Genomic DNA, 20,996 nt, shown 5'->3' on the forward strand with positions numbered 1-20,996 from the left:
GGCGGTCTCCCCTAGGGTCGCGGCATGGCCCTGGAGACGTCACCGGAGGCACCGGCACCGGTGCGCCAGGTCGCCATGCTCGTCGGCCAGTGGATCAACAAGCTCGGCGCCGTCTGGGTGGAGGGCCAGGTCTCCCAGCTCAACCGCCGGGCCGGCTCGGCGACCGTGTTCCTCACGCTGCGCGACACCCTCGCCGACGTCAGCGTCACCGTCACCACCCCCCGCGCCACCCTCGACGCGATGTCGCCGCCACTGGTCGAGGGTGCGAGCGTGCTCGTCCACGCCAAGCCCAGCTTCTGGACCGCCCGCGGCTCCTTCTCCCTGGCCGCGCGCGAGATCCGGGCGGTCGGCCTGGGCGAGCTCCTGGCCCGGCTCGAGCGGCTGCGCCAGCTGCTCGCCGCGGAGGGACTCTTCGCCACCGAGCGCAAGCGCCCCCTGCCCTTCCTCCCGCGTCGCGTCGGTCTCGTCACCGCCCGCGGCTCGGCGGCCGAGCGCGACGTGGTGGAGAACGCGCGCCGCCGCTTCCCCGGCGTCGTCGTCGAGACGGCGTACGCGTCGGTGCAGGGCCACCGCGCAGCGGCCGAGGTGATCGCGGGCGTCGAGCGACTCGACGCCCACCCCGAGGTCGACGTCATCGTCGTCGCCCGCGGCGGCGGCAACGTGGAGGACCTCCTCCCGTTCTCCGACGAGGGTCTGGTCCGCGCCGTCGCGGCCGCCCGGACGCCGGTCGTCTCGGCGATCGGCCACGAGCAGGACACCCCGCTGCTCGACCTCGTCGCCGACGTCCGCGCCTCGACCCCGACGGACGCCGCCCGCCGGGTCGTGCCGGACCTCGAGGAGGAGGTGGCGGGCATCCGCGCGACGCGCGACGTCGCCCGCGCCGTCGTCGTACGACGGGTGGAGCGGGAGCAGGCCGGCCTCGACGCGATCCGGGCACGGCCGTCGATGGCCGACCCGCGCACGATGCTCGCCGCCCGCGGCGACGAGGTGACCGCGCTGCGCGACCGCGCGCGCCGCACCCTGGGCCACCGCCTCGACCGCGCCGCCGACGACGTCGACCACCGCCGCGCCCGCGCCCGCGCGCTCTCGCCCCTGGCGACCCTGCGGCGCGGCTACGCGGTCGTGACCGACGCCGACGGGCACCTGGTCTCGGCGACCGGCGCCGCCGTGGGCGTCGACGTCCGCATCCGGGTGGCCGACGGGCGGCTGGTCGCGACCACGACCGCGGTCGAGGCGGATCCTGCGGGCGCAGGACCGGACGAGGAGGAGGACGCGTGAGCGACACGACGACCGGGGCGGCACAGTCGACGGGCGAGGAGCCGCTGGGCTACGAGGCGGCCCGTGAGCAGCTGATCGAGGTGGTGGGCCGCCTCGAGTCGGGCGGCACCTCGCTGGAGGAGTCGCTGCGCCTGTGGGAGCAGGCCGAGGAGCTGGCTCGCACGTGCCAGACCTGGCTCGACGGCGCCCGCGAGCGGCTCGACGCCGTCCTCGGCGAGCAGGACTCCTAGCCGCGTGCAGGCGGGGACCGGTCGGCCGGCGCCGCTCAGCCCTGGTCGCGCGGCAGGCGGTCCTGGGTGAGCAGCTCCAGGAACCCGACGACCTGGTCCTCGGGGGCGGAGCCGTGGACCAGCACGTCCTCACCGCCGACCTCCGCGGCGTACCCGACCTCGCCTTCGCCGTCGGCGTAGCGCGTCCACTCCCGGGCGAGCCCGCTGTCGAGCGCCTCGGTGCCGGTCTCCTCGACGTCCTCGGCGAACCACAGCTCGACCATGTCGTCGAGCTGGTCGCCCTGGGTGACCCCGACGAACCGCCGCTCGTCGGTGAGCACCCCGAGCGCCCAGACGGTGTTCTGGCGCGACGAGGTCGGGTCGAGGTCGACGCTGGTCGCCTCCCACCCGTCGGGGAGGCTGCTCGGGTAGACGGGGTCGAACCCGCTCTCCTGCGCGATCGACACGGTCTCGGCGTAGTCGAGCGGCTCGACCGGCTGGAAGTCGTTCTCCCGGAACAACCCGCGCCACACCACGAACGCCCCGACCACCAGGACCAGGACGAGCATGGCGCCGACGAGGCCCGAGAACGAGCGGTCGTACCGCCCGGGGCGACCGGCGGGCTGGCGGGTCTGACTCACCCCACCATTGTCCCGGGGCTCACCTGGAGACCCGAATCGTCCTCACATGCGGACTACTGATGGCAAATAATCCGCACATGCGGCACGATCCGCTCCGTGACCCACTACCGCATCGCCGAGGCCGCCGAGCTGCTCGGAGTCAGCGACGACACGGTGCGCCGATGGGTCGACGCGGGCCGGCTGCCGGCGACGGTCACCGACGGGCGCACCGTGGTGCCCGGCGTCGACCTCGCCCGGCTCGCCGAGTCCCTCGCCGACCACCCCGACCGCGAGCGCACCCGTGCCTCCGCGGTCAGCGCCCGCAACCGCCTGCAGGGGATCGTCGTCAAGGTCACGCTCGACACCGTCATGGCGCAGGTCGACATGATCTGCGGCCCCTACCGGATGGTGTCGCTGATGAGCGCCGAGGCGGCCCGCGAGCTGGGCCTCGAGCCCGGCGCCCGGGCCATCGCCTCGGTGAAGTCCACCAACGTCGTCGTGGAGCGCCCGTGAACCGTCGTCCGTCCGTCCGCCTGTCCGTCGTCGCCCCCGCCACCCTGCTCGTGGCCACCCTCGCCGCCTGTGGGGGTGGTGACGACGGCGGCTCCGAGCAGGGCGGCGGAGGTAACACCGTCCTGCGCGTGCAGGCCGCGGCGTCGCTGACCGACGCGTTCGACCAGATCGCCGAGGAGTTCGAGTCCCAGAACGAGGGGGTCACCGTCGAGGCGACCTACGACTCCTCGGGGACGCTCGCCGAGCAGGCGGCCGACCAGGCACCCGGCGACGTGCTCGCCACCGCCGACGAGAACTCCATGCAGACCGCCGTCGACGGGGACGCCGTCGCGGAGGGGCCGGAGATCTTCGCCACCAACACCCTCGTCGTCGTCGTCCCCGCCGGCAACCCGGCCGGGATCGAGTCCTTCGACGACCTGGACGCCGACGACGTGACCTACGTGGCGTGCGTCGACACCGCACCGTGCGGCGCCATCGCCGCGACCCTGATCGAGGACGCCGGCCTCACGAACGAGCCCTCGAGCCTGGAGCCCGACGTCCGGGCCACCCTGGAGCGCGTCGTGGCCGACGAGGCGGACGCCGGTCTCGTCTACACGACCGACGCGATGTCGGCCGGCGACGACGTCGAGACCATCGAGATCCCTGGCGCGGCGGACGACCCGACGTCGTACCCGATCGGCGTGCTCGAGCAGTCCGAGGACCCAGAGGCCGCCCAGGCCTTCGTCGACCTGGTGCTGTCCGACTACGGTCAGGGCGTGCTGTCGGACGCAGGCTTCGGGAGCCCGTGACGCGCGGGCTCGGTCGCCCGCCGCTGCTGCTCCTGGTCCCGGCGGGCATCGGGCTGACGCTGCTGCTCGTCCCCCTCGTCTCGCTGCTGGTCGTGACCCCGTGGGCGCGGTTGCCGCAGCTGGTCGCCTCCGAGGAGGTGCTCGACGCGCTCCGGCTGACCGGCCTCGCCTCGCTGAGCACGGTCGTCCTGTGCCTGCTGATCGGCACTCCCCTGGCGTGGGTGCTCGCGCGGGTGGAGTTCCGCGGCCGGTCCCTGGCCCGCGCCCTGGTCACCGTGCCGCTCGTCCTGCCGCCGGTCGTGGCCGGTGTCGCGCTGGTCTCGGCCCTGGGTCGCAGCGGCGTCGTCGGGTCGGTGCTGCGCGACGCGACCGGGGTCGTCATCCCGTACACGACGCCCGCGGTCGTCATCGCCCACACCTTCGTCGCGATGCCGTTCTACGTGCTCAGCGTGGAGGGGGCGCTGCGGGCCAGCGGCGAGCGGTACGACGCGGTGGCGGCGACGCTGGGCGCCTCCCGCTGGACGACGTTCCGCCGCGTCACGCTCCCGCTGGCGATGCCGGGCGTCGTCGCCGGGGCCGTCCTGGCCTGGGCGCGCTCGCTCGGGGAGTTCGGGGCGACCGTGACCTTCGCGGGCAACTACCAGGGCATCACGCAGACCATGCCGTCCCTGATCTACCAGACCCTGCAGAACGACCGGGAGACCGCGCAGACGCTCAGCATCATCCTGCTCGGGGTGTCGGTGGCGGTGCTGGCGCTACTGCGCAACCGGTGGCTGAGCGCGGGGGCCGGGACCGCGGGGGCGGGCCGGTGACCTCGTCCGGGTTGCGAGCGCGGATCGACGTCCCCGGTCGTCTCGCGGCCGACGTCGAGGCCGGCCCCGGGGAGGTGCTGGCGGTGATCGGCCCGAACGGCGCCGGCAAGACCACCCTGCTCACGGCCCTGGCGGGCCTGGTGGAGATGTCGGGGTCCGTCGAGGTCGGCGGCCGCTCCTGGACCCACCCGCCCCTGCCCGTGCGGGAGCGCCGCGTCGGCTGGGTGGTGCAGGGGCAGGCGCTCTTCCCGCACCTGTCGGCCCGCGAGAACGTCGCCTTCGGCCTCCGGGCCCGCGGCGCACGACGGGGCGAGGCGGCCGACCGCGCCCAGGCGTGGCTGGACCGGCTGGGCGTCGGCGCCCTGGCCGGTCGTCGTCCCGGCGCCCTGTCGGGCGGGCAGGCGCAGCGGGTGACGATCGCGCGGGCGCTGGTCACCGAGCCCGACCTGCTGCTGCTCGACGAGCCGTTCTCCGGCCTGGACGTCGGCGTCGCCGCGACCCTGCGGATCGAGCTGGCGAAGCACCTCGCGGACTTCGCCGGGGTGACCCTCATGGTCACCCACGACGCGCTCGACGCACTGACGCTGGCCCAGCGGGTCGTCGTCCTCGACGACGGGCGGGTGGCGCAGACCGGCACGCCGTCCGACGTCGCCGCCCACCCGCGCACCGACCACGTGGCCCGCCTGGTGGGGCTCAACGTGCTCAGCGGGCCCGACGGGTTCACCGCGTTCCGGCCGCAGGACGTGACGGTGTCCACCGCGCGTCCCGAGGGGTCGGCCCGCCTGCGGTGGCGGGGGCGGGTCGGCGGCCTGACGCCCCACGGGGACGCCGTCCGCGTGCAGGTGGACACCCGCGAGGCCGCCGGGACGGACCTGCTGGCCGACGTGACCCCCGAGGCCGCGGCCGAGCTTCGGCTGGCGCCCGGCGTCGAGGTGTGGCTGACGGTGAAGGCCACAGCCGTGAGGGCGTACGGCGGCGATCGGGCGGGCTCCCACGACGGGCCGTGACGGCTAGGGTTCGGAGCATGACCGACGCCGCCGCCGACGCCGTCCCCGACGAGCTCGCCGTCTCCCCCCTCTCGCCCGACCGCAACCTCGCGCTGGAGCTGGTGCGCGTCACCGAGGCGGCCGCCATGGCCGCCGGCCGGTGGGTGGGCCGGGGCGACAAGAACGGCGCCGACGGGGTCGCCGTCCACGCGATGCGCGTGATGATCTCGACGATCCAGATGAACGGCACGGTCGTGATCGGCGAGGGCGAGAAGGACGACGCCCCGATGCTCTACAACGGCGAGAAGGTCGGCGACGGCACCGGGCCGGAGTGCGACGTCGCCGTCGACCCCATCGACGGCACCACGCTGACGGCGAAGGGCATGAGCAACGCGGTCGCCGTCCTCGCGGTGTCGCCGCGCGGCTCGATGTACGACCCCTCGGCCGTGTTCTACATGGAGAAGCTGGTGGCCGGGCCGGAGGCGGCGGACTCCGTCGACATCCGCCTGCCGGTCGCCGAGAACATCGCGCGCGTCGCCAAGGCGAAGGGCTCCTCGAAGGAGGACGTGACCGTCGTCCTGCTCGACCGGCCGCGCCACGAGGCGCTGGCCGAGGAGATCCGCGCCACCGGCGCGCGCATCAAGTTCATCGTGGACGGCGACGTGGCCGGCGCGATCGCGGCCGCCCGCCCCGGCAGCGGCGTCGACCTGCTCCTCGGCATCGGCGGCACCCCCGAGGGGATCATCACCGCCTGCGCGATGAAGTGCGTCGGCGGCGTGATCCAGGGTCGCCTGTGGCCGACCGACGACGACGAGCGCCAGCGCGCCCTGGACGCCGGGCACGACCTGGACCCGGACCACGTCCTGTCCACCGACGACCTCGTCACCGGCGACGACTGCTTCTTCGTCGCCACCGGCATCACCGACGGCGACCTCATGCGCGGCGTGCAGTACCGCGGTGGCGGCGCCGACACCGAGTCGCTCGTCATGCGCTCCCGCTCCGGGACGATCCGCACCATCCGCTCCGAGCACCGCCTCAGCAAGCTGCGCGCCTACTCGGCGATCGACTTCGACTGAGCCGCCGAGTCGGCCCGAACGCACCACCCCACACCCCCGAGTCGGCCCGAACGCACCACCCCACACCGCCGAGGCGGCCCGAACGAGCGCAGACGTGCCGACTCGACGTCCCTGCGCTGCGCAGACGTGCCGACTCGACGTCCCTGCGCTGCGCAGACGTGCCGACTCGACGTCCTCCAGCTGCGCAGACGTGCCGACTCGACGTCCTCCAGCTGCGCAGACGTGCCGACTCGACCCGCGCGAGGGCGTCAGGCGGTGGCGGCGACCGGCCTGAGTGGCGCGCAGGCGGCGGCGAGGGCCGTCCGGACGACCTCGACGACGCTGGGGGCGACGGCCATGCCGCAGTGCGAGGTGGTGACCTCGACCCCGACGGCGGCGGGGTGGGTGCAGGCGCGCCAGTCGACGACGCCGTCGTGGCGGGAGTACACGGCCGTCCACGGCACGTGCGGGGCGAGCGGGGCCGTGGTGGCCTCGAAGGCGGCGCGGGCGCAGTCGCCGCGCACGCAGTCACCGGCCATCACCCCGGGCAGGCCGGCGGCGGCGAGGCGCGTCAGGGTGCTGACGCCGACGGTGAGCAGGCGGTGGTGGGCGCCGGGCGCCTGGACGGGGCTGCCGAGGGTCACGAGACCGGCGACGAGGTCGGGGCGACGGCCGGCGAGGCCGCGCGCCAGCATGCCGCCGAGGCTGTGCCCGACCAGCAGGACGGGACTCCCCCGGCGGATCGCCACCGCCTCGACCCGGCGCTCCAGCGACTCCAGCACCGAGCGGGTGCAGCCGACGTTGGAGGTGATCCCGGACCGGTGGGTGCGGTAGCCGTCGGCGCGCAGCTCGTGGGCCATCCAGGCCAGCGAGCGGTCACCCGCCATGAAGCCGGGCACCAGCAGCACCGGCTGGCCGACGCGGGCCGGCCGCGCGCCGGCGTACGGCGCGCCGCGTCGCTGCCGGGCGGAGGAGAAGCCGTGCCGGGCGGCGCGCCCGACCTCCGGCAGCAACCGGGCCTCCTGGGCGATCGCGCGCAGCGCGGGAGGGGCGAAGCCCTCCGGGCAGAGGAACCCCGCGAGCGTCGATCCGGCTGTGGCCCTCGTCACATACCCAGGGTACGGGCTCGGAGGTTGACGTGTCTCCCGAACGTCACAGGTGTTGACTGAGCCCATGACGACCCACCCCGACCGACTCCCGGACTTCTCGGGCCCGGTCGAGCCCGACGCCGCCGACGCGCCGGAGGCCCTCGCGCGCGTGGTCGCCTCCGAGGAGATGTTCGCGCCCGTCAACGCCGGGGTGGAGGTCTGCTACCAGACCTTCGGCGACCCCGACGACGAGCCGCTCCTGCTCGTGATGGGCCTGTCGGGACCGATGAACTGGTGGGACGAGCCGCTGTGCCGCATGTTCGCGCGCCGCGGCTTCTTCGTCATCCGCTACGACAACCGCGACGTCGGCCGCTCCTCCCGGGTCCGCCGCCGGGTCAGCCGCAACGCCCTCGTGCGCGGCTTCCTGGGCATGCCCATCGACGCGCCGTACTCGATCAGCGACCTGGCGGACGACGCCGCCGGCCTGCTCGACCACCTCGGACTCTGCTCGGCGCACGTCGTCGGTGTGTCGATGGGCGGGATGATCGTCCAGGACCTCGCCCTCCACCACACCGGCCGCGTCCGGTCGATGACCTCGGTGATGTCGACGACGGGACGGCGCTCGGTGGGCTGGCAGCACCCGCGGCTGCTGCCCGCGCTGACGATGTCGCGCCACGCGGGCAAGGAGGCGTACGTCGAGACCTCGGCGACCTTCTGGAAGCTCATCGGCTCCCCCGCCTACCCCGACGAGGACCAGGTCGTCCGTGACCGGGCGGCCGAGACGTGGGACCGGGGCATCTCCAACGGCGGCGTGCTGCGCCAGATGCTCGCCATCGTCAGCCAGCCCGACCGCACGCGGGCGCTGCACTCGCTGCGCGTCCCGACCCTCGTCGTGCACGGCGACAAGGACCTGATGGTCAACCTCTCCGGCGGCCGCGCCACGGCGCGCGCCATCCCGGACGCCGAGCTCGTCGTCGTCCCGGGCATGGGCCACGACCTCCCGGCGGCGCTCTACCCCGCCTTCGCCGACGCCGTACGGCGTACGGCCGACCGCGTCGTGGACGGCACGGTCGACGGCACGGTCGACGGCACGGCCGACGGCACGGTCGACGGCGTCGGAGGCGACGTCACGGCGTGACCCGGGCCACGGTGGGCACCGACCCGCCGTGGACGACGGGCATGGCGAGGCGCTGCGTGCCCGACCCCCGGGCGTCGGGGTCGAGCAGCGTGCGGACCGCCGCCTCCCCGAGGTCGGCGAACGGCAGCCCGACCGTGGTGAGCGTCGGCGTCAGCCACGACGCGAGCTCGGAGCCGTCGAAGGACACGACGGCGACGTCGGCCGGGATCGAGGCGTCGAGCCCGTCCAGGGCCTGGTAGGCGCCCATCGCGACGCGGTCGTTCATGCAGACCAGCGAGCCGGCCGGCCCCCCGCCCGACCACCAGCACGCCAGTGCCGACCGGGCCGCGGGCACGGTCCAGTCGCAGCGGACGACGTCGTCCACCGCCCGGCCCAGCTCGTCCAGGCGCTCCTCGAGCCCGGCCAGGCGCATCGTCCCGGCGTGGGTCCCCTGCTCGCGCTCGTCGCCGACCACGACGACCGGGCCGGCCGCTCGTGCGGCGAGGTCCGCCGCGGCCCGGCCGCCACCGTGCTCGTCGGGCACGACCGCCGGCAGGCCGCTGGCGGGGTCGACGCAGTTCAGCAGGACGACGCGGGCCTGGAGCAGCGACGGCGGGACCACGACCTCCCGGTGGCGCAGCGTGGCGTAGACGATGCCGTCGACCCCCTGGTCGAGCATCTGCTCGGCCAGCAGCCGCTCGACCAGCGGGTCGCCGTCCGTCTCGCCGATGAGCAGGAAGTGGTCGGCCTCGCGGGCCGCGGCGCTGGCGCCCGTCAGCATCCGGCTCGCGAAGTGCCCGCTGGCGACGTTGTCGGAGATGAGCCCCACCGTGCGCGTCTGGGCGGTGCGCAGGCTGCGCGCCGTCCGGTTGGGCCGGTAGCCGAGGTCGACCACCGCGGCCCGCACGCGGGCGACCGCCTCGGCGGAGATGCGCATCTCGTCGGAGCGGCCGTTGAGGATGTACGACGCGGTCGTCCGGGACACCCCGGCGCGCGCGGCCACGTCAGCCAGCCGGGGCTTCCGGGCGCCGCGCACCATGCGTCACTCCTGTCTCGTGCAATCTTGACCCCCATGGGTGAAGCACGTCACAGTATTGGCCTGCTGACTCGATTCAGCAACGCACCAGTTCTGGAGCGGCACCCGACGGGGAGGAGTGGCCCATGACGCCCACAGGGCGAGGAACGACGCCGACACCGGGGCGCCGCCGACGCCGACGCCCCGGACGCCGGGGGCTCGCGGCGGCCGCCACGCTCGTGGCCGCGGCCGGCCTCCTCACCGCCTGTGGCGGCGACGGGGGCAAGCCGACCCTGAACTGGTACATCAACCCCGACGGGCAGGACACCCTCGCCGCGATCGCCGCCGACTGCAGCACCGACGAGTACGACGTCGTCACGCAGCTGCTGCCCGCCAGCGCCACCGACCAGCGCACCCAGCTCGCCCGGCGCCTGGCGGCGGAGGACTCCTCGACAGACCTCATGAGCATCGACCCCGTCTTCGTGCCGGAGTTCGCGAACGCCAACTGGCTGCTCGAGCTGCCGGACGACACCATCGACGACGACACCCTCCAGGGCGCCGCCGACACCGTGGTGTGGGAGGACGCGGTCTACGCGGCGCCTCAGTGGGCCAACACGCAGGTGCTCTGGTACCGCCGCTCGCTCGCCCAGGCCGCCGGCCTCGACATGAGCCAGCCCGTCACCTGGGACCAGGTCATCGACGCCGCGTCCGCCGAGGGCGGCACCGTCGGCGTGCAGGCCAACCAGTACGAGGCGTACGTCGTCTGGATCAACTCCCTGATCGCCGGCGCCGGTGGCGACATCATCAGCGACACCGAGGCCGGCCGCGACGCCCAGGTCGACCTCGACTCCGAGGCCGGCCGCGAGGCGGCGGCGATCGTGCAGAAGCTCGCCGAGAGCCCGGCCCGCCAGCCCGACTTCACCGTCTCGAACGAGGGCACGACCCTCGCGTACATGTACCCGGCGGACGGCGGGCCCGGCGAGTTCATGACGAACTGGACGTTCGTCTACGCGAACTACCAGGGCCTCGTCGGCGACGGCGAGGGGCAGATCAGCCAGCAGGAGTTCGACGACCTCGGCTGGGCCCGTTACCCCCAGACCGTCGAGGGCGAGGAGTCCAGGCCCCCGATCGGCGGCATCGAGATCGGCGTCGGGGCCTACACCGACCACCCCGACTTCGCCCGCGAGGCCGCGCTCTGCGTGACCGACCAGAGCGCCCAGGAGCAGCTCGCCGTGAACGACGGCCTGATGCCCTCGCGGGCGTCGGTCTACGAGTCCGACGCGCTGCGGGACAACTTCCCGGCCGACCTGCTGGAGCTCTACCGCACCTCGATCGACACCGGGGCGCCGCGCCCCAAGAGCGCCTTCTACAACCAGATCTCCGTGGCGATCCAGCAGCAGTGGCACTCGCCGGACGACGTCAACCCGGACACCACCCCGCAGCAGTCTGCCGACTTCGTGCGGTCCGTCCTCGAGGGGAGGAGCCTGCTGTGAGCGCCGTCACCGCACCCGCGGACAGCCGTGGGGTGCCCGAGAAGAAGGCCGTGCCGGTCGACAGCGACCGGCTCAAGGCCGAGAACCGCCTGGGTCAGCGCCTGGTCGCCCCGGCCCTCGTGCTCATGCTGCTCGTGACCGCCTTCCCCATGCTGCGGTCGCTCTACCTGTCCCTCTTCGACTACAGCCTCACCGCGCCGGAGGAGCGGGAGTTCGTGGGCGTCCAGAACTACGTCACCGCCCTCACCGACTCCGCGCTGTGGCTCACGACGCTCAACACCGTGTTCATCATGGTCGTCACGGTGGCGGTCGAGCTCGTGATCGGCTTCGCCTTCGCGCTCGTGATGCACCGCGTGATCTTCGCCCGGGGACTGATCCGGACGTCGATCCTCATCCCCTACGGCATCATCACCGTTGTCTCGGGCTTCGCCTGGCAGTTCGCGTTCTCGAACACCAACGGCTTCGTGAACTCCTGGCTGCCCCTCGTCTCGACGGACTTCAACTGGTTCGGCCAGTACGGCAGCGCGATCACCGCGATCATGGTCTCGGAGATCTGGAAGACCACGCCCTTCATGTCGCTGCTGCTGCTCGCCGGCCTGGCCCAGGTGTCCGAGGACATGGTCGAGGCCGCCAAGGTGGACGGCGCGACCTGGTGGCAGCGGATGACCAAGGTGGTGCTGCCGAACATGCGGGCGGCGATCATGGTCGCGGTGCTGTTCCGGGCCCTCGACGCCTACCGCGTCTTCGACAACATCTTCGTGATGACGAACGGCGCCGTCGGCACCCGCTCGGTGTCCTTCCTGACCTACCAGCAGGTGGTCGAGCAGTTCCAGTTCGGCATCGGCTCCGCCCTGTCGGTGCTGCTGTTCCTCTCGGTCCTGCTGATCGCGTTCCTGATCGTGAAGATCTTCCGCGTCGACCTCGCCCAAGCCCGACAGGAGAGCTGAGCATGGACAGGAACAAGGCCGGCCTGATCGCCGGCGTCGCGCTGATCCTCGTCTGGTGCCTGCTGCCGGTCGTCTGGATCATCTCGCTGTCGTTCAAGACCCAGGACGCGATCACGGCGGGCAGCCCCGGCTTCCTGCCCACGAGCGGCGGGTTCGCCGGGTTCCAGAACTACGCGGACGTCTTCGCCAACGACCAGTTCGTGCGGGCCATCGGGAACTCGATCGGCATCTGCCTCATCGCCACGACGCTGTCGGTCATCCTGGCGACCCTCGCGGCGTACGCCATCGCGCGCCTGGAGTTCAAGGGCAAGCGGTTCGTGCTGACCACCGCCCTGGCGATCGCGATGTTCCCGGTCGTCTCGCTGGTCAGCCCGCTGTTCGACATGTGGCGGGCCATCGGCATCTACGACACGTGGATCGGCCTGATCATCCCCTACATGTCCTTCACGCTCCCGCTGGCGATCTGGACCCTCTCGGCGTTCTTCCGCGAGATCCCGTGGGAGATGGAGCAGGCGGCCCAGGTCGACGGGGCCACGAGCTGGCAGGCGTTCCGCAAGGTCATCGTGCCGCTGGCCGCGCCCGGCGTGTTCACGGCGGCGATCCTGACCTTCTTCTTCGCCTGGAACGACTTCGTCTTCGGCATCTCGCTGACCTCGACCGAGGCGGCGCGACCGATCCCCGCCGCACTGTCGTTCTTCGTCGGCGCGGACCCGTTCAACCGCCCGGCGTCGCTGCTGGCCGCCGGCGCGGTCGTCGCGACCATCCCGATCATCCTCATCGTCCTCGTCTTCCAGCGAAAGATCGTCGCCGGTCTCACCTCCGGCGCCGTGAAGGGATAGGAACTCACCATGGCTTCCATCACCATGAAGAACATCGTCAAGAAGTACGGCGACGGCTTCCCGGCGGTCAACGACGTCTCGATCGACATCGCGGACGGCGAGTTCGTCATCCTCGTCGGCCCGTCGGGCTGCGGTAAGTCGACCCTGCTGCGCATGATCGTGGGCCTCGAGGACATCACCTCGGGCGACATGATCATCGGCGACAGGAAGGTCAACGACCTGGCGCCGAGGGACCGCAACCTCGCCATGGTCTTCCAGAACTACGCCCTCTACCCGCACCTGACGGTCTTCGAGAACATCGCGTTCCCGCTGCGCCTCGCCGGTGCCGACGAGGCCACCATCAAGGAGAAGGTCAACGCCGCCTCCAAGACGCTGGAGCTGGACGAGCACCTGCAGCGCAAGCCCGGGAACCTCTCCGGTGGTCAGCGCCAGCGCGTCGCCATGGGGCGCGCGATCGTCCGTGACGCCGACGCGTTCCTCTTCGACGAGCCGCTGTCCAACCTCGACGCCAAGCTGCGCGGGCAGATGCGGTCGGAGATCGCGCGGCTGCAGAAGCGGCTCGGCATCACCACCGTCTACGTGACCCACGACCAGACCGAGGCGATGACGCTGGGCGACCGGGTCGCCGTCCTCAAGCGGGGCGTCCTGCAGCAGCTCGCGTCCCCGCGGCAGCTCTACACGAACCCCGGCAACCTGTTCGTCGCGGGCTTCATCGGCTCCCCGCCGATGAACTTCCTGCCCGCCAAGGTGAGCGGGACGTCGGTCGAGCTGCCCTTCGGCACGGTGCAGATCCCGCAGGAGAAGGCCGACAAGGTCTCGGCCGCGGCCGCCAACGGCCTGCTCATGGCCGGCATCCGCCCCGAGCACTTCGAGGACGCCGCCGTGGTCGACGGCGACCGGCAGGGCTCGACCTTCCGCGCCAAGGTGGACGTCGTCGAGTGGCTCGGCAACGAGGCGTACGCCTACATCCCGTTCGAGGCCCCCGACGAGGTCCGCGGTCAGCTCGAGCAGCTGGAGCGGGACCTGGACGGTGAGTCCCTGCGCACCCAGCTCGTGGTGTCCCTCGACGGCGCGAGCCGCATCGCGGAGGGCGAGGAGGCGGAGATCTGGGTCGACTCCTCGAAGATGCACCTGTTCGACCCCGCGACCGGGGAGAACCTCACGGTCGACCGCGGCAACGCCGGGTACATCCACGGCGGCGCCATGGAGGAGGCCGCGGAGCAGCCCGCCGCCGCGGGCTGAGCACCGCGCGACCGGCCGGAGGGCTGGCGCCGGCACCGACCCCTCCCGCCGCGGCGGGAGCTCAGTGCCAGCGCCAGCCCTTCGTCCTCTCCCCCGGCATCGCCTTCCTGATGACGGTGACGCTGCCGAGGATCGCCAGACCCTTCACGCGGACGACGGGCGATCCGTCGTGCAGGTCGGCCGGTACCTTGTCCTTCACCCCGGTCACGTCGCCGAGCACCGGGGTCCCGTCGACGACCACGGCGGTCTCCGCGTCGACGTACACCTCCACGGCGCCGAGGACGGCGTTGGCCTGAATGACGGTCTCGCGCTCGACGAAGACCGCCTCGCGGAGGTCGATCGTGACCGCCCCGAGGACGGCGGTCGCGGTGTGGGTGGGCGGCACGCGCCAGACGCCGGTGCGCTTCTGCTCGCTCAGGACCCCGATCGACGAGCCGTGCTCGACCGCGGCCGCCGTGGCCGGGTTCCGGCCGTGCGGCGACCGCGAGCCCGGGTGCGCCACCGCCGCGCCGGGCGGCGTCGGGGCCTGCTCCGGCAGGTCGACCAGCACGGGCACCAGGTCGGCGTACGTCTTCGCCGTCCAGGTCGACTCGAGACGTTCGTCCAGCTCGTCGAGGTCGAGGCGCCCCTCCCCCGCGGCCGTCCGCAGGACCTCGGCGACCTGCTGTCGCTCGGCGTCGGAGACACGCTGCAGGGCTGGATCGCTCATGGGTCCCATCCTGGCGCAGCCCCGGCCCGTCGTGACGTGACAGATGTCAGCCGCGTCGGCGGAGCTTCTTCTGCCCGGGGTCGGCCTTCCGGGTGACGGAGACGCCACCCATGATCGCGACGCCGCGGACCCGGACCAGGGGTGAGTCGGCGTCGAGGGCGGCGTCCACCCTCGGCTTCTGCTCCGCGAAGCCGCCCATGATCCCGAAGCCCTCGACGGACACCCGGTGGCGGGCGCCGACGACGATGTCGACGCCGCCCCAGAAGGTGTTCGCGGTGATCACCACCTCGCGGGTCGTGAACCGTGCCTCGCGCAGGTCGAGGACGACGCCGCCCATGAGCGCGAACGCCTGGTGGGTCGGGCCGACCTCCCACACGCCGCGGCGGTCCTGTCCGGACATGACCGCGACGCTCACGTCGTGGCGCTGGGCGGGGACGAGCGGCCCCGGCGGGGGCACCGCGCCCGGGAGCGTGACGCCGGTGTCGCGGCCGGCCGGGAGGTCGGCCACGATCGGCACCAGGTCGGCGTAGGTCTTGGCGGCGTACGTCGCCTCGAGGCGCTCCTCGAGCTCGGTCAGGTCGAGGCGGCCCTCGGCGGCGGCGTCGCGCAGGACGTCCGCGGTCCGGTGCCGCTCGGCGTCGGAGATGCGCAGCCGGGCGGGATCACCACCCGTGGGCTCCTGCAGGCTCATGCGGCCACCCTAGGACGCTCACCGGCGGGGCGGGGGCGCCGTCAGACGCCGACCCTCTCCCTCACCACGTCGCGGCGGCCGGCGGCGACGAACCGGTCGCCGGAGAGCGCGCCCGCGCCGGTGGCGGCGAGCACGAGGCCGAGGACGCCGATGAGGGCGACCAGCTCCCACCCGCCCTCGGAGGCCAGGGGCTCGAGGCCGCGGTGGGCGAACCAGAAGGCCCCCGCCATCACCCCGGCCACGGCGACGCCCGCGACGCGGGTGGCGAGCCCGAGCAGCAGGCACAGGCCGCCGCCGAACTCGATCGCCATCACGCCGACCGCGGAGACCTCGGGCAGCGGGACGCCCATCGCGGCGAAGCCCTCGGCGGTCGCGCCGACGCCGGCCCGGAGCTTCGGCAGGGCGTGGGCGAGCAGCACGACGCCGACCACGAGGCGGGCGGCGAGCAGGGCGAGGTCCGTGCGGGTGGGGCGGGTGGGCATGGGTGGACGACCTCCAGGGGACGAGGGACGGCGAGGGGCGGGCACCGCGCGGCACGGCCGCGGACGGAGCCTCCGACGCTAGGCAGCGTTCCTGAGACGACCGTGAATTCCGGGCCGCGTGCCGGTGTGAGGTGGCCGACCCCCGACCCCCACCCCGACCCAGGCCTGGGCGCTACGCCCCAGGGTCGGCGTACGCCGGGCTCAGCGCCGGGTAGTAGGTGTCGAAGTCGACGGCGTCGACGTCCCCGCCGGTCTCGGCGGCGACGAGCCGGTCGAGGTAGTACTCCCACCCCGGCCCGACGCTCTCGGCGAGGCCGGCGCGAGGCACGTCCTGCGCGAACCGCAGCGTCGTCACGCCGTCCCGCTCGAGCAGGTCGACCTCGATCCGCCACACGACGTCCTCGCCGGGGACCTCGGACCGCAGCCGGAGACGCCGCGGCGGGTCGCACTCGTCGATCCACATCGTCTCGGCCGGGACGTCGTCCCCCTCGGCGAGCATGAGGAACCGGACGTGCCCGTCGGCGGGGTCGCCGGTCCAGGTGCCGATCCACCGGCGCATGCGCTCGGGGTCGGTGAGCGCGGCCCACACGTCGTCCGCACCCGCGGTGAACCGGCGCTCCATGACGATCCAGTCGTCCTCGCCGCGGCGCTCGCGCCGTCCCGTCGCCGTCCTGCTCATGCCGTCTCCAGTCCCTCGTCCAGCCCCTCGTCCAGCCCCTCGTCCAGCCCGGCGACCCGGTCGGGGTCGACGCGCCGGTCGCGCACGGTCCGGCGGACCTCCAGATCGAGCGCGTCGAGCCGGTCCGCGCCGACCCGCGGGGCCGCGGCCACGGCGTCGAGCCAGGCCGTCACGGGTGCGAGGCCCTCGCGCCGCAACCGGTAGTGCCGCTCGCGCCCGACGTCGCTCGCCTCCACCAGGCCGGCCTCGCCCAGCACGCGCAGGTGGCGGCTGACGGCCGGCCTGCTGATGGGCCGGGTGGCCGCCAGGTCGACCACGCGGGCCGACCCGTCGGCGAGCGCCCGGAGCAGCCCCCGGCGCACCGGGTCGGCGAGAGCAGCGAAGGGGTCCACCCCCTATTGGTAACAGATCAGTTACCGATTGGTCCACAGTAGTGTGCCGCCGTGAGCACCCAGGACGGCGGTCAGGCGGGCGAGTTCCGCACCGAGCACGACTCGATGGGCGAGGTCCAGGTGCCTCGCGACGCCCTGTGGCGGGCGCAGACCCAGCGGGCGATCGAGAACTTCCCGATCTCGGGCACGACCCTCGAGCCGCGGCTGATCCAGGCCATGGCGAGGGTCAAGCAGGCCGCCGCCGTCGTCAACGCCGAGCTCGGCGTGCTGGACGAGGCGCGGGCCTCCGCGATCCGCACCGGCGCGGAGCAGGTGGCCACCGGCGAGCACCTCGACGCCTTCCCGCTCGACGTCTTCCAGACCGGGTCCGGCACGAGCTCGAACATGAACATGAACGAGGTCCTGGCCTCGCTGGCGTCCGCCGCCGGCACCGACGTCCACCCGAACGACCACGTCAACGCCAGCCAGTCGTCGAACGACACCTTCCCCACCGCGATCCACGTGGCCGCCGCGCTCGCGGTCACCGAGGACCTGGAGCCCGCGCTCGCCGTCCTCGCGGAGTCGCTCGAGGCGAAGGCGCAGGAGTTCGCCGGGCTGGTGAAGTCCGGGCGCACGCACCTCATGGACGCGACCCCGGTCATGCTCGGCCAGGAGTTCGGCGGGTACGCCGCGACGATGCGGTACGCCGCCGAGCGGCTCGACGCCGTCCTCCCCCGTGTGCGCGAGCTGCCGCTGGGCGGCACGGCGGTCGGCACCGGCATCAACACCCCGCCCGGCTTCGCCGCCCGCGTGATCGAGGTGCTCGGCGAGACCACGGGCCAGCCGTTCACCGAGGCGCGCGACCACTTCGAGGCCCAGGGCGCCCGCGACTCCCTCGTAGAGCTGTCCGGCGTGCTGAAGACCATCGCCGTCGGGGTCACGAAGCTGTGCAACGACCTGCGCTGGATGTCGTCGGGCCCCACCACCGGCCTCGCCGAGATCCATCTGCCCGACCTGCAGCCGGGCTCGAGCATCATGCCCGGCAAGGTGAACCCGGTCCTGCCCGAGGCGACCCTCATGGTCTGCGCGCAGGTGATCGGCAACGACGCCGCCGTCACCCACGCCGGCGCCTCCGGCAGCTTCGAGCTGAACGTGATGATGCCGGTCATGGCCCGCAACCTGCTCGAGTCGGCCCGCCTGCTGTCGACGTCCTCGGTGCTCCTCGCGCAGCGCTGCGTCGACGGCATCACCGCGGACGCCGAGCGCATGCGCCGCTACGCCGAGTCCTCGCCGTCGGTGGTGACGCCGCTGAACAAGCACATCGGCTACGAGCAGGCCGCCAAGATCGCCAAGAAGGCGCTGGCCGACGGCACCACCATCCGCGAGACCGTCATCGCGATGGGCTTCGTCGAGCGCGGCGAGCTCACCGAGGCCCAGCTCGACGAGGCCCTCGACGTGGAGTCGATGACCCACCCGTGAGGGATCCCGAGTCGGTCCGGCGGCAGTACGCGAGCGAGGACCCGCTCGAGACCCGCCGGGCCGTCTGGGGCCCGGGGCCGTCGGGCGTCGACCCGGTCGACGTCGTCCTCGCCGAGGTCGGGGCCGCGTTGCCGGCCTCCCGCGCCCTGCCCGACGTCCTCGAGCTCGGGTGCGGCACGGGCGCGCTGGCCGAGCGGATCCGTGCCGCCCACCCCGGTGTCGCGCTGATCGCGACGGACCTCTCGGCGCGGATGGTCGCGCTGACCGCCGAGCGGGGCATCCCGGCGCGGGTGATGGACGCCGCGGCGATGGACGTACCGTCCGCGTCGTACGACGTGGTGGTCGCGGCGTGGATGCTCTACCACCTGCCCGACCTCGACGCCGGCCTCGTCGAGATCCGCCGGGTGCTGCGACCCGGCGGCTCGCTGGTGGCCGTGACGCTCGGGGAGGTGCACGTCGCCGACCTGCGTCGCGAGGCCGGCGGGCAGCCGATCCCGCTGTCGTTCTCGGCCGAGAACGGCGAGGCGAGGCTGCGGCGGCACTTCGCCGCGGTCCGACGTACCGACGTGGAGACGCGGGCGACGTTTGCGGACGCCGACGCGGCCCTGACCTACCTCCGCTCCACCGGCGAGGACGTCGACTGGTCGCTCCCGCCCTTCGACGGCCCCCGGACGTACGCCGGCCACGTCGCGGTGCTCACCGCCACCGCCTGACGCCGAGTCGGCCCGAACGCATCCCCCACCGACGCCGAGTCGGCCCGAACGCATCCCCCACCGACGCCGAGTCGGCCCGAACGCACGCCCCGGAGGTGTGTCCGACCTTCCAGGTCGAGCGCCGGGGCCGACTCGGCGCCGTACGACGACCCGTTCGGGCCGACTCGGCGCCGCACGACCACGCGTTCGGGCCGACTCGGCGCCGCACGACCACGCGTTCGGGCCGACTCGGCGCCGCACGACCACGCGTTCGGGCCGACTCGGCGCCGTACGACGACGCGTTCGAGCCGGCTCGGCGTCAGGACGCGGCGCGCTCCCAGACCGCGACGGTCCCGTGGCCCTCCTCGACGGTGCTGCCGATGCGGGAGAAGCCGGTGTTCTCGAGGACGCGCTGGCTGGCGATGTTGTCGGGGGTGGTGTGGGCCAGGACTCGGGCGACGTCGGCGCGGGACAGCGCGTGGTCGACGAGGGCGCCGACGGCCTCCGTGCCCAGACCACGGCCCCACTCCGACTCGTTGACGCCGTAGCCGATCTCCACGGCGCCCTGCTCGTCGACGGGGCGCTTCGCGCCGAGCTCGGCGACGGCGTACCCGGTCTCACGCTCGACGGCGACGTAGCGCAGGTCGACCGCCGCGTCGGCGGCGTCTCCCACCTCCTCCAGCAGGCGGGAGAAGGAGGTGAGGGCCTCACCCGGCCACTGGGGCCCGAAGGTGACCGTGCGGGCGCCGTCCGGCAGGTCGATGACGGCCTCGAAGTCGTCGGACTCCAGGCGACGCCGGAGGATCGCCCCGGTCAGCGGGACCAGGTGCAGGCGCGGCGTGCTGAGGATCTCCATCGCCACGACACTAGTGGTCGAGGACCGGGCCGGTCGCGCACCCGGGGACGCCTCAGTACCAGTTGTTCGCGACGCTGTGGCTCCAGGCGCCGCAGGGGCTGCCGTAACGGTCCTGGATGTAGCCGAGGCCCCACCGGATCTGCGTCTCGGGGTTGGTCGCCCAGTCGGCGCCCTCGCTGGCCATCTTCTCGCCGGGAAGGGACTGCGGGATCCCGTACGCCGAGGACGTCGGGTTGTCGGCCGTGACCGACCAGCCGGACTCCTTGGTCCACAGCGAGTCGAGGCAGCTGAACTGGTCGGAGGAGAAGCCGTACTCCGGCAGCAGGGCCTGCGCGATGTCGCGCGGGTCCGAGTCGGAGAGCTCGACCTCCTCGACCATCCCGGCACCGCCGTCCTGGGCCAGCGCCGCCTCCTTGGCGGGGTCGGTGTTCTCGCGGCGGTCCGACCGGCTGATCGCCTCGCTGCGCTCGGTGAGGATGCGCGTCAGGCGCTCCGTGCCGATGGCGGTCGAGGTGGCCCCCGAGTCGCCGAGGCCCGTGCTCACGGTCGTGCCGGCGGACGCGGCGTCGAGCGGCACCTGGTCGGCGTTCAGGACGCCGCCGGAGACGACGACGCCGGTCGCGACGACCGCCGCGGACGAGAAGGCGACGGTGCTGCCCACGACCTTGCGGGCGACGACGGGGCGCGCGGGCTCGCCGCGGTGCTTCGCCTGGCGGTGCTTCGGGACGTACTTCTCACGCTTCGGCACAGGGAGGTCTCACGGGGGTAGACATCAGGGCAGGTCGTGCGGTCCGCGCGTCAGCGCACGCGGGCAGGCGTCCGAGGGAGGCCGGACGCGGGGGGTCCGGCGGGCGCCGAGAATCCTGGACACCCTGCCCGAGGTGGGGCCTCAAGGCAAACCGGCGGGCCCGCGCCCGGACGGAGATGCGGTCCGGACCGCCACAGGCGTCACACCAGGCCCGTGCGCCCCGTGACCCACTCGGGCCACCGGGCGCCCCGCCCCCCCCACCCAGGGTCCCGTGAGACAACCACACC

The 20,996-nt window shown here is 73.5% G+C and carries 24 protein-coding genes; 14 read left to right on the top strand and 10 right to left on the bottom strand.

Features of this window, described 5'->3' with window-relative positions; genetic code table 11:
• The first annotated feature begins 24 nt into the window (after positions 1-24).
• Positions 25-1,278: an exodeoxyribonuclease VII large subunit gene (xseA, locus tag MJ876_RS16440; protein WP_240237941.1), complete on the top strand. Its 1,254-nt coding sequence runs from the start codon at positions 25-27 to the stop codon at positions 1,276-1,278.
• Positions 1,275-1,508: an exodeoxyribonuclease VII small subunit gene (locus MJ876_RS16445; RefSeq protein ID WP_240237942.1), complete on the top strand. Its 234-nt coding sequence runs from the start codon at positions 1,275-1,277 to the stop codon at positions 1,506-1,508. The genes xseA and MJ876_RS16445 overlap by 4 nt, the downstream gene beginning before the upstream one ends.
• A 35-nt stretch (positions 1,509-1,543) precedes the next feature.
• Here the strand turns inward: MJ876_RS16445 and MJ876_RS16450 are convergent, their stop codons facing one another.
• Positions 1,544-2,128, bottom strand: coding sequence for a DUF4245 domain-containing protein (locus MJ876_RS16450; RefSeq protein ID WP_240237943.1), 585 nt, complete (start codon positions 2,126-2,128; stop codon positions 1,544-1,546).
• Between the two features lie 96 nt (positions 2,129-2,224).
• Here MJ876_RS16450 and MJ876_RS16455 point away from each other — a divergent pair, with 96 nt between their 5' ends.
• The 5 genes from MJ876_RS16455 to glpX are packed head-to-tail and all read left to right on the top strand — an operon-like array spanning position 2,225 to position 6,282.
• Complete coding sequence (locus MJ876_RS16455) at positions 2,225-2,620, top strand: molybdopterin-binding protein (RefSeq protein WP_240237944.1); 396 nt, start codon at positions 2,225-2,227, stop codon at positions 2,618-2,620.
• Entirely contained in the window at positions 2,617-3,408 is a 792-nt protein-coding gene (gene modA / locus MJ876_RS16460) for a molybdate ABC transporter substrate-binding protein (RefSeq protein ID WP_240237945.1), read from the top strand. Before MJ876_RS16455 ends, modA begins: the two co-directional genes overlap by 4 nt.
• Positions 3,405-4,220 carry an ABC transporter permease gene (locus tag MJ876_RS16465; RefSeq protein ID WP_240237946.1) on the top strand — a complete coding sequence of 272 codons (816 nt, stop codon included), beginning with the start codon at positions 3,405-3,407 and terminating at the stop codon, positions 4,218-4,220. The genes modA and MJ876_RS16465 overlap by 4 nt, the downstream gene beginning before the upstream one ends.
• Positions 4,178-5,227, top strand: coding sequence for an ABC transporter ATP-binding protein (locus tag MJ876_RS16470; RefSeq protein ID WP_240237947.1), 1,050 nt, complete (start codon positions 4,178-4,180; stop codon positions 5,225-5,227). The genes MJ876_RS16465 and MJ876_RS16470 overlap by 43 nt, the downstream gene beginning before the upstream one ends.
• Positions 5,228-5,244: 17 nt before the next feature.
• Positions 5,245-6,282 (top strand): class II fructose-bisphosphatase, encoded by a 1,038-nt coding sequence (gene glpX, locus MJ876_RS16475; RefSeq protein WP_240237949.1) that lies wholly within the window; start codon positions 5,245-5,247, stop codon positions 6,280-6,282.
• A gap of 248 nt (positions 6,283-6,530) precedes the next feature.
• On the opposite strand, the gene MJ876_RS16480 is transcribed toward glpX, so the two are convergent.
• A complete protein-coding gene (locus tag MJ876_RS16480; protein WP_240237951.1) occupies positions 6,531-7,370 on the bottom strand; it encodes an alpha/beta fold hydrolase in 840 nt (279 codons plus the stop codon).
• A 64-nt stretch (positions 7,371-7,434) separates the two neighbouring features.
• Between MJ876_RS16480 and MJ876_RS16485 the strand changes: the two genes are divergently transcribed.
• The gene (locus tag MJ876_RS16485) at positions 7,435-8,487 is read left to right on the top strand and encodes an alpha/beta fold hydrolase (RefSeq protein WP_240237953.1); all 1,053 of its coding nucleotides are present in this window, start codon (positions 7,435-7,437) and stop codon (positions 8,485-8,487) included.
• Here the strand turns inward: MJ876_RS16485 and MJ876_RS16490 are convergent.
• The gene (locus MJ876_RS16490) at positions 8,477-9,505 is read right to left on the bottom strand and encodes a LacI family DNA-binding transcriptional regulator (protein ID WP_240237955.1); all 1,029 of its coding nucleotides are present in this window, start codon (positions 9,503-9,505) and stop codon (positions 8,477-8,479) included. The genes MJ876_RS16485 and MJ876_RS16490 overlap by 11 nt on opposite strands.
• A 122-nt stretch (positions 9,506-9,627) precedes the next feature.
• Here MJ876_RS16490 and MJ876_RS16495 point away from each other — a divergent pair, with 122 nt between their 5' ends.
• From MJ876_RS16495 to MJ876_RS16510, 4 genes are read left to right on the top strand one after another with little or no spacing between them, the layout of a single operon-like run.
• Positions 9,628-10,974 (top strand): extracellular solute-binding protein, encoded by a 1,347-nt coding sequence (locus tag MJ876_RS16495; RefSeq protein WP_240237956.1) that lies wholly within the window; start codon positions 9,628-9,630, stop codon positions 10,972-10,974.
• Positions 10,971-11,921 carry a carbohydrate ABC transporter permease gene (locus MJ876_RS16500; RefSeq protein WP_240237957.1) on the top strand — a complete coding sequence of 317 codons (951 nt, stop codon included), beginning with the start codon at positions 10,971-10,973 and terminating at the stop codon, positions 11,919-11,921. The genes MJ876_RS16495 and MJ876_RS16500 overlap by 4 nt, the downstream gene beginning before the upstream one ends.
• Positions 11,922-11,923: 2 nt before the next feature.
• Positions 11,924-12,760 carry a carbohydrate ABC transporter permease gene (locus tag MJ876_RS16505; protein ID WP_240237958.1) on the top strand — a complete coding sequence of 279 codons (837 nt, stop codon included), beginning with the start codon at positions 11,924-11,926 and terminating at the stop codon, positions 12,758-12,760.
• A 9-nt stretch (positions 12,761-12,769) separates the two neighbouring features.
• Positions 12,770-14,002, top strand: a complete 1,233-nt coding sequence (locus MJ876_RS16510; protein ID WP_240237959.1) for an ABC transporter ATP-binding protein — start codon at positions 12,770-12,772, stop codon at positions 14,000-14,002.
• A 61-nt stretch (positions 14,003-14,063) separates the two neighbouring features.
• Here the strand turns inward: MJ876_RS16510 and MJ876_RS16515 are convergent, their stop codons facing one another.
• The 5 genes from MJ876_RS16515 to MJ876_RS16535 all read right to left on the bottom strand — a co-directional run bounded on the left by MJ876_RS16515 (position 14,064) and on the right by MJ876_RS16535 (position 16,955).
• Positions 14,064-14,711, bottom strand: a complete 648-nt coding sequence (locus tag MJ876_RS16515; protein ID WP_240237960.1) for a DUF1707 domain-containing protein — start codon at positions 14,709-14,711, stop codon at positions 14,064-14,066.
• 46 nt (positions 14,712-14,757) lie between these two features.
• Complete coding sequence (locus MJ876_RS16520; RefSeq protein WP_240237961.1) at positions 14,758-15,402, bottom strand: DUF1707 domain-containing protein; 645 nt, start codon at positions 15,400-15,402, stop codon at positions 14,758-14,760.
• Positions 15,403-15,443: 41 nt separating this feature from the next.
• Positions 15,444-15,884, bottom strand: a complete 441-nt coding sequence (locus tag MJ876_RS16525; RefSeq protein ID WP_240237963.1) for a DoxX family protein — start codon at positions 15,882-15,884, stop codon at positions 15,444-15,446.
• Positions 15,885-16,056: 172 nt separating this feature from the next.
• On the bottom strand, positions 16,057-16,563 hold the full coding sequence (locus MJ876_RS16530) for an SRPBCC domain-containing protein (RefSeq protein ID WP_240237965.1): 507 nt from the start codon (positions 16,561-16,563) through the stop codon (positions 16,057-16,059).
• Positions 16,560-16,955, bottom strand: a complete 396-nt coding sequence (locus MJ876_RS16535; protein ID WP_240237967.1) for a helix-turn-helix transcriptional regulator — start codon at positions 16,953-16,955, stop codon at positions 16,560-16,562. The genes MJ876_RS16530 and MJ876_RS16535 overlap by 4 nt, the downstream gene beginning before the upstream one ends.
• Positions 16,956-17,060: 105 nt before the next feature.
• Between MJ876_RS16535 and MJ876_RS16540 the strand changes: the two genes are divergently transcribed.
• Complete coding sequence (locus MJ876_RS16540) at positions 17,061-18,413, top strand: aspartate ammonia-lyase (RefSeq protein ID WP_240237978.1); 1,353 nt, start codon at positions 17,061-17,063, stop codon at positions 18,411-18,413.
• Complete coding sequence (locus MJ876_RS16545) at positions 18,410-19,126, top strand: class I SAM-dependent methyltransferase (RefSeq protein ID WP_240237969.1); 717 nt, start codon at positions 18,410-18,412, stop codon at positions 19,124-19,126. The genes MJ876_RS16540 and MJ876_RS16545 overlap by 4 nt, the downstream gene beginning before the upstream one ends.
• Before the next feature lie 298 nt (positions 19,127-19,424).
• Here the strand turns inward: MJ876_RS16545 and MJ876_RS16550 are convergent, their stop codons facing one another.
• On the bottom strand, positions 19,425-19,961 hold the full coding sequence (locus MJ876_RS16550) for a GNAT family N-acetyltransferase (protein ID WP_240237972.1): 537 nt from the start codon (positions 19,959-19,961) through the stop codon (positions 19,425-19,427).
• A 52-nt stretch (positions 19,962-20,013) separates the two neighbouring features.
• Complete coding sequence (locus MJ876_RS16555; protein WP_240237974.1) at positions 20,014-20,709, bottom strand: lytic transglycosylase domain-containing protein; 696 nt, start codon at positions 20,707-20,709, stop codon at positions 20,014-20,016.
• Positions 20,710-20,996 lie beyond the last annotated feature (287 nt).

It is taken from the genome of Nocardioides sp. CFH 31398, from assembly GCF_022436705.1.
In the GTDB taxonomy this organism is placed as follows: domain Bacteria; phylum Actinomycetota; class Actinomycetes; order Propionibacteriales; family Nocardioidaceae; genus Nocardioides.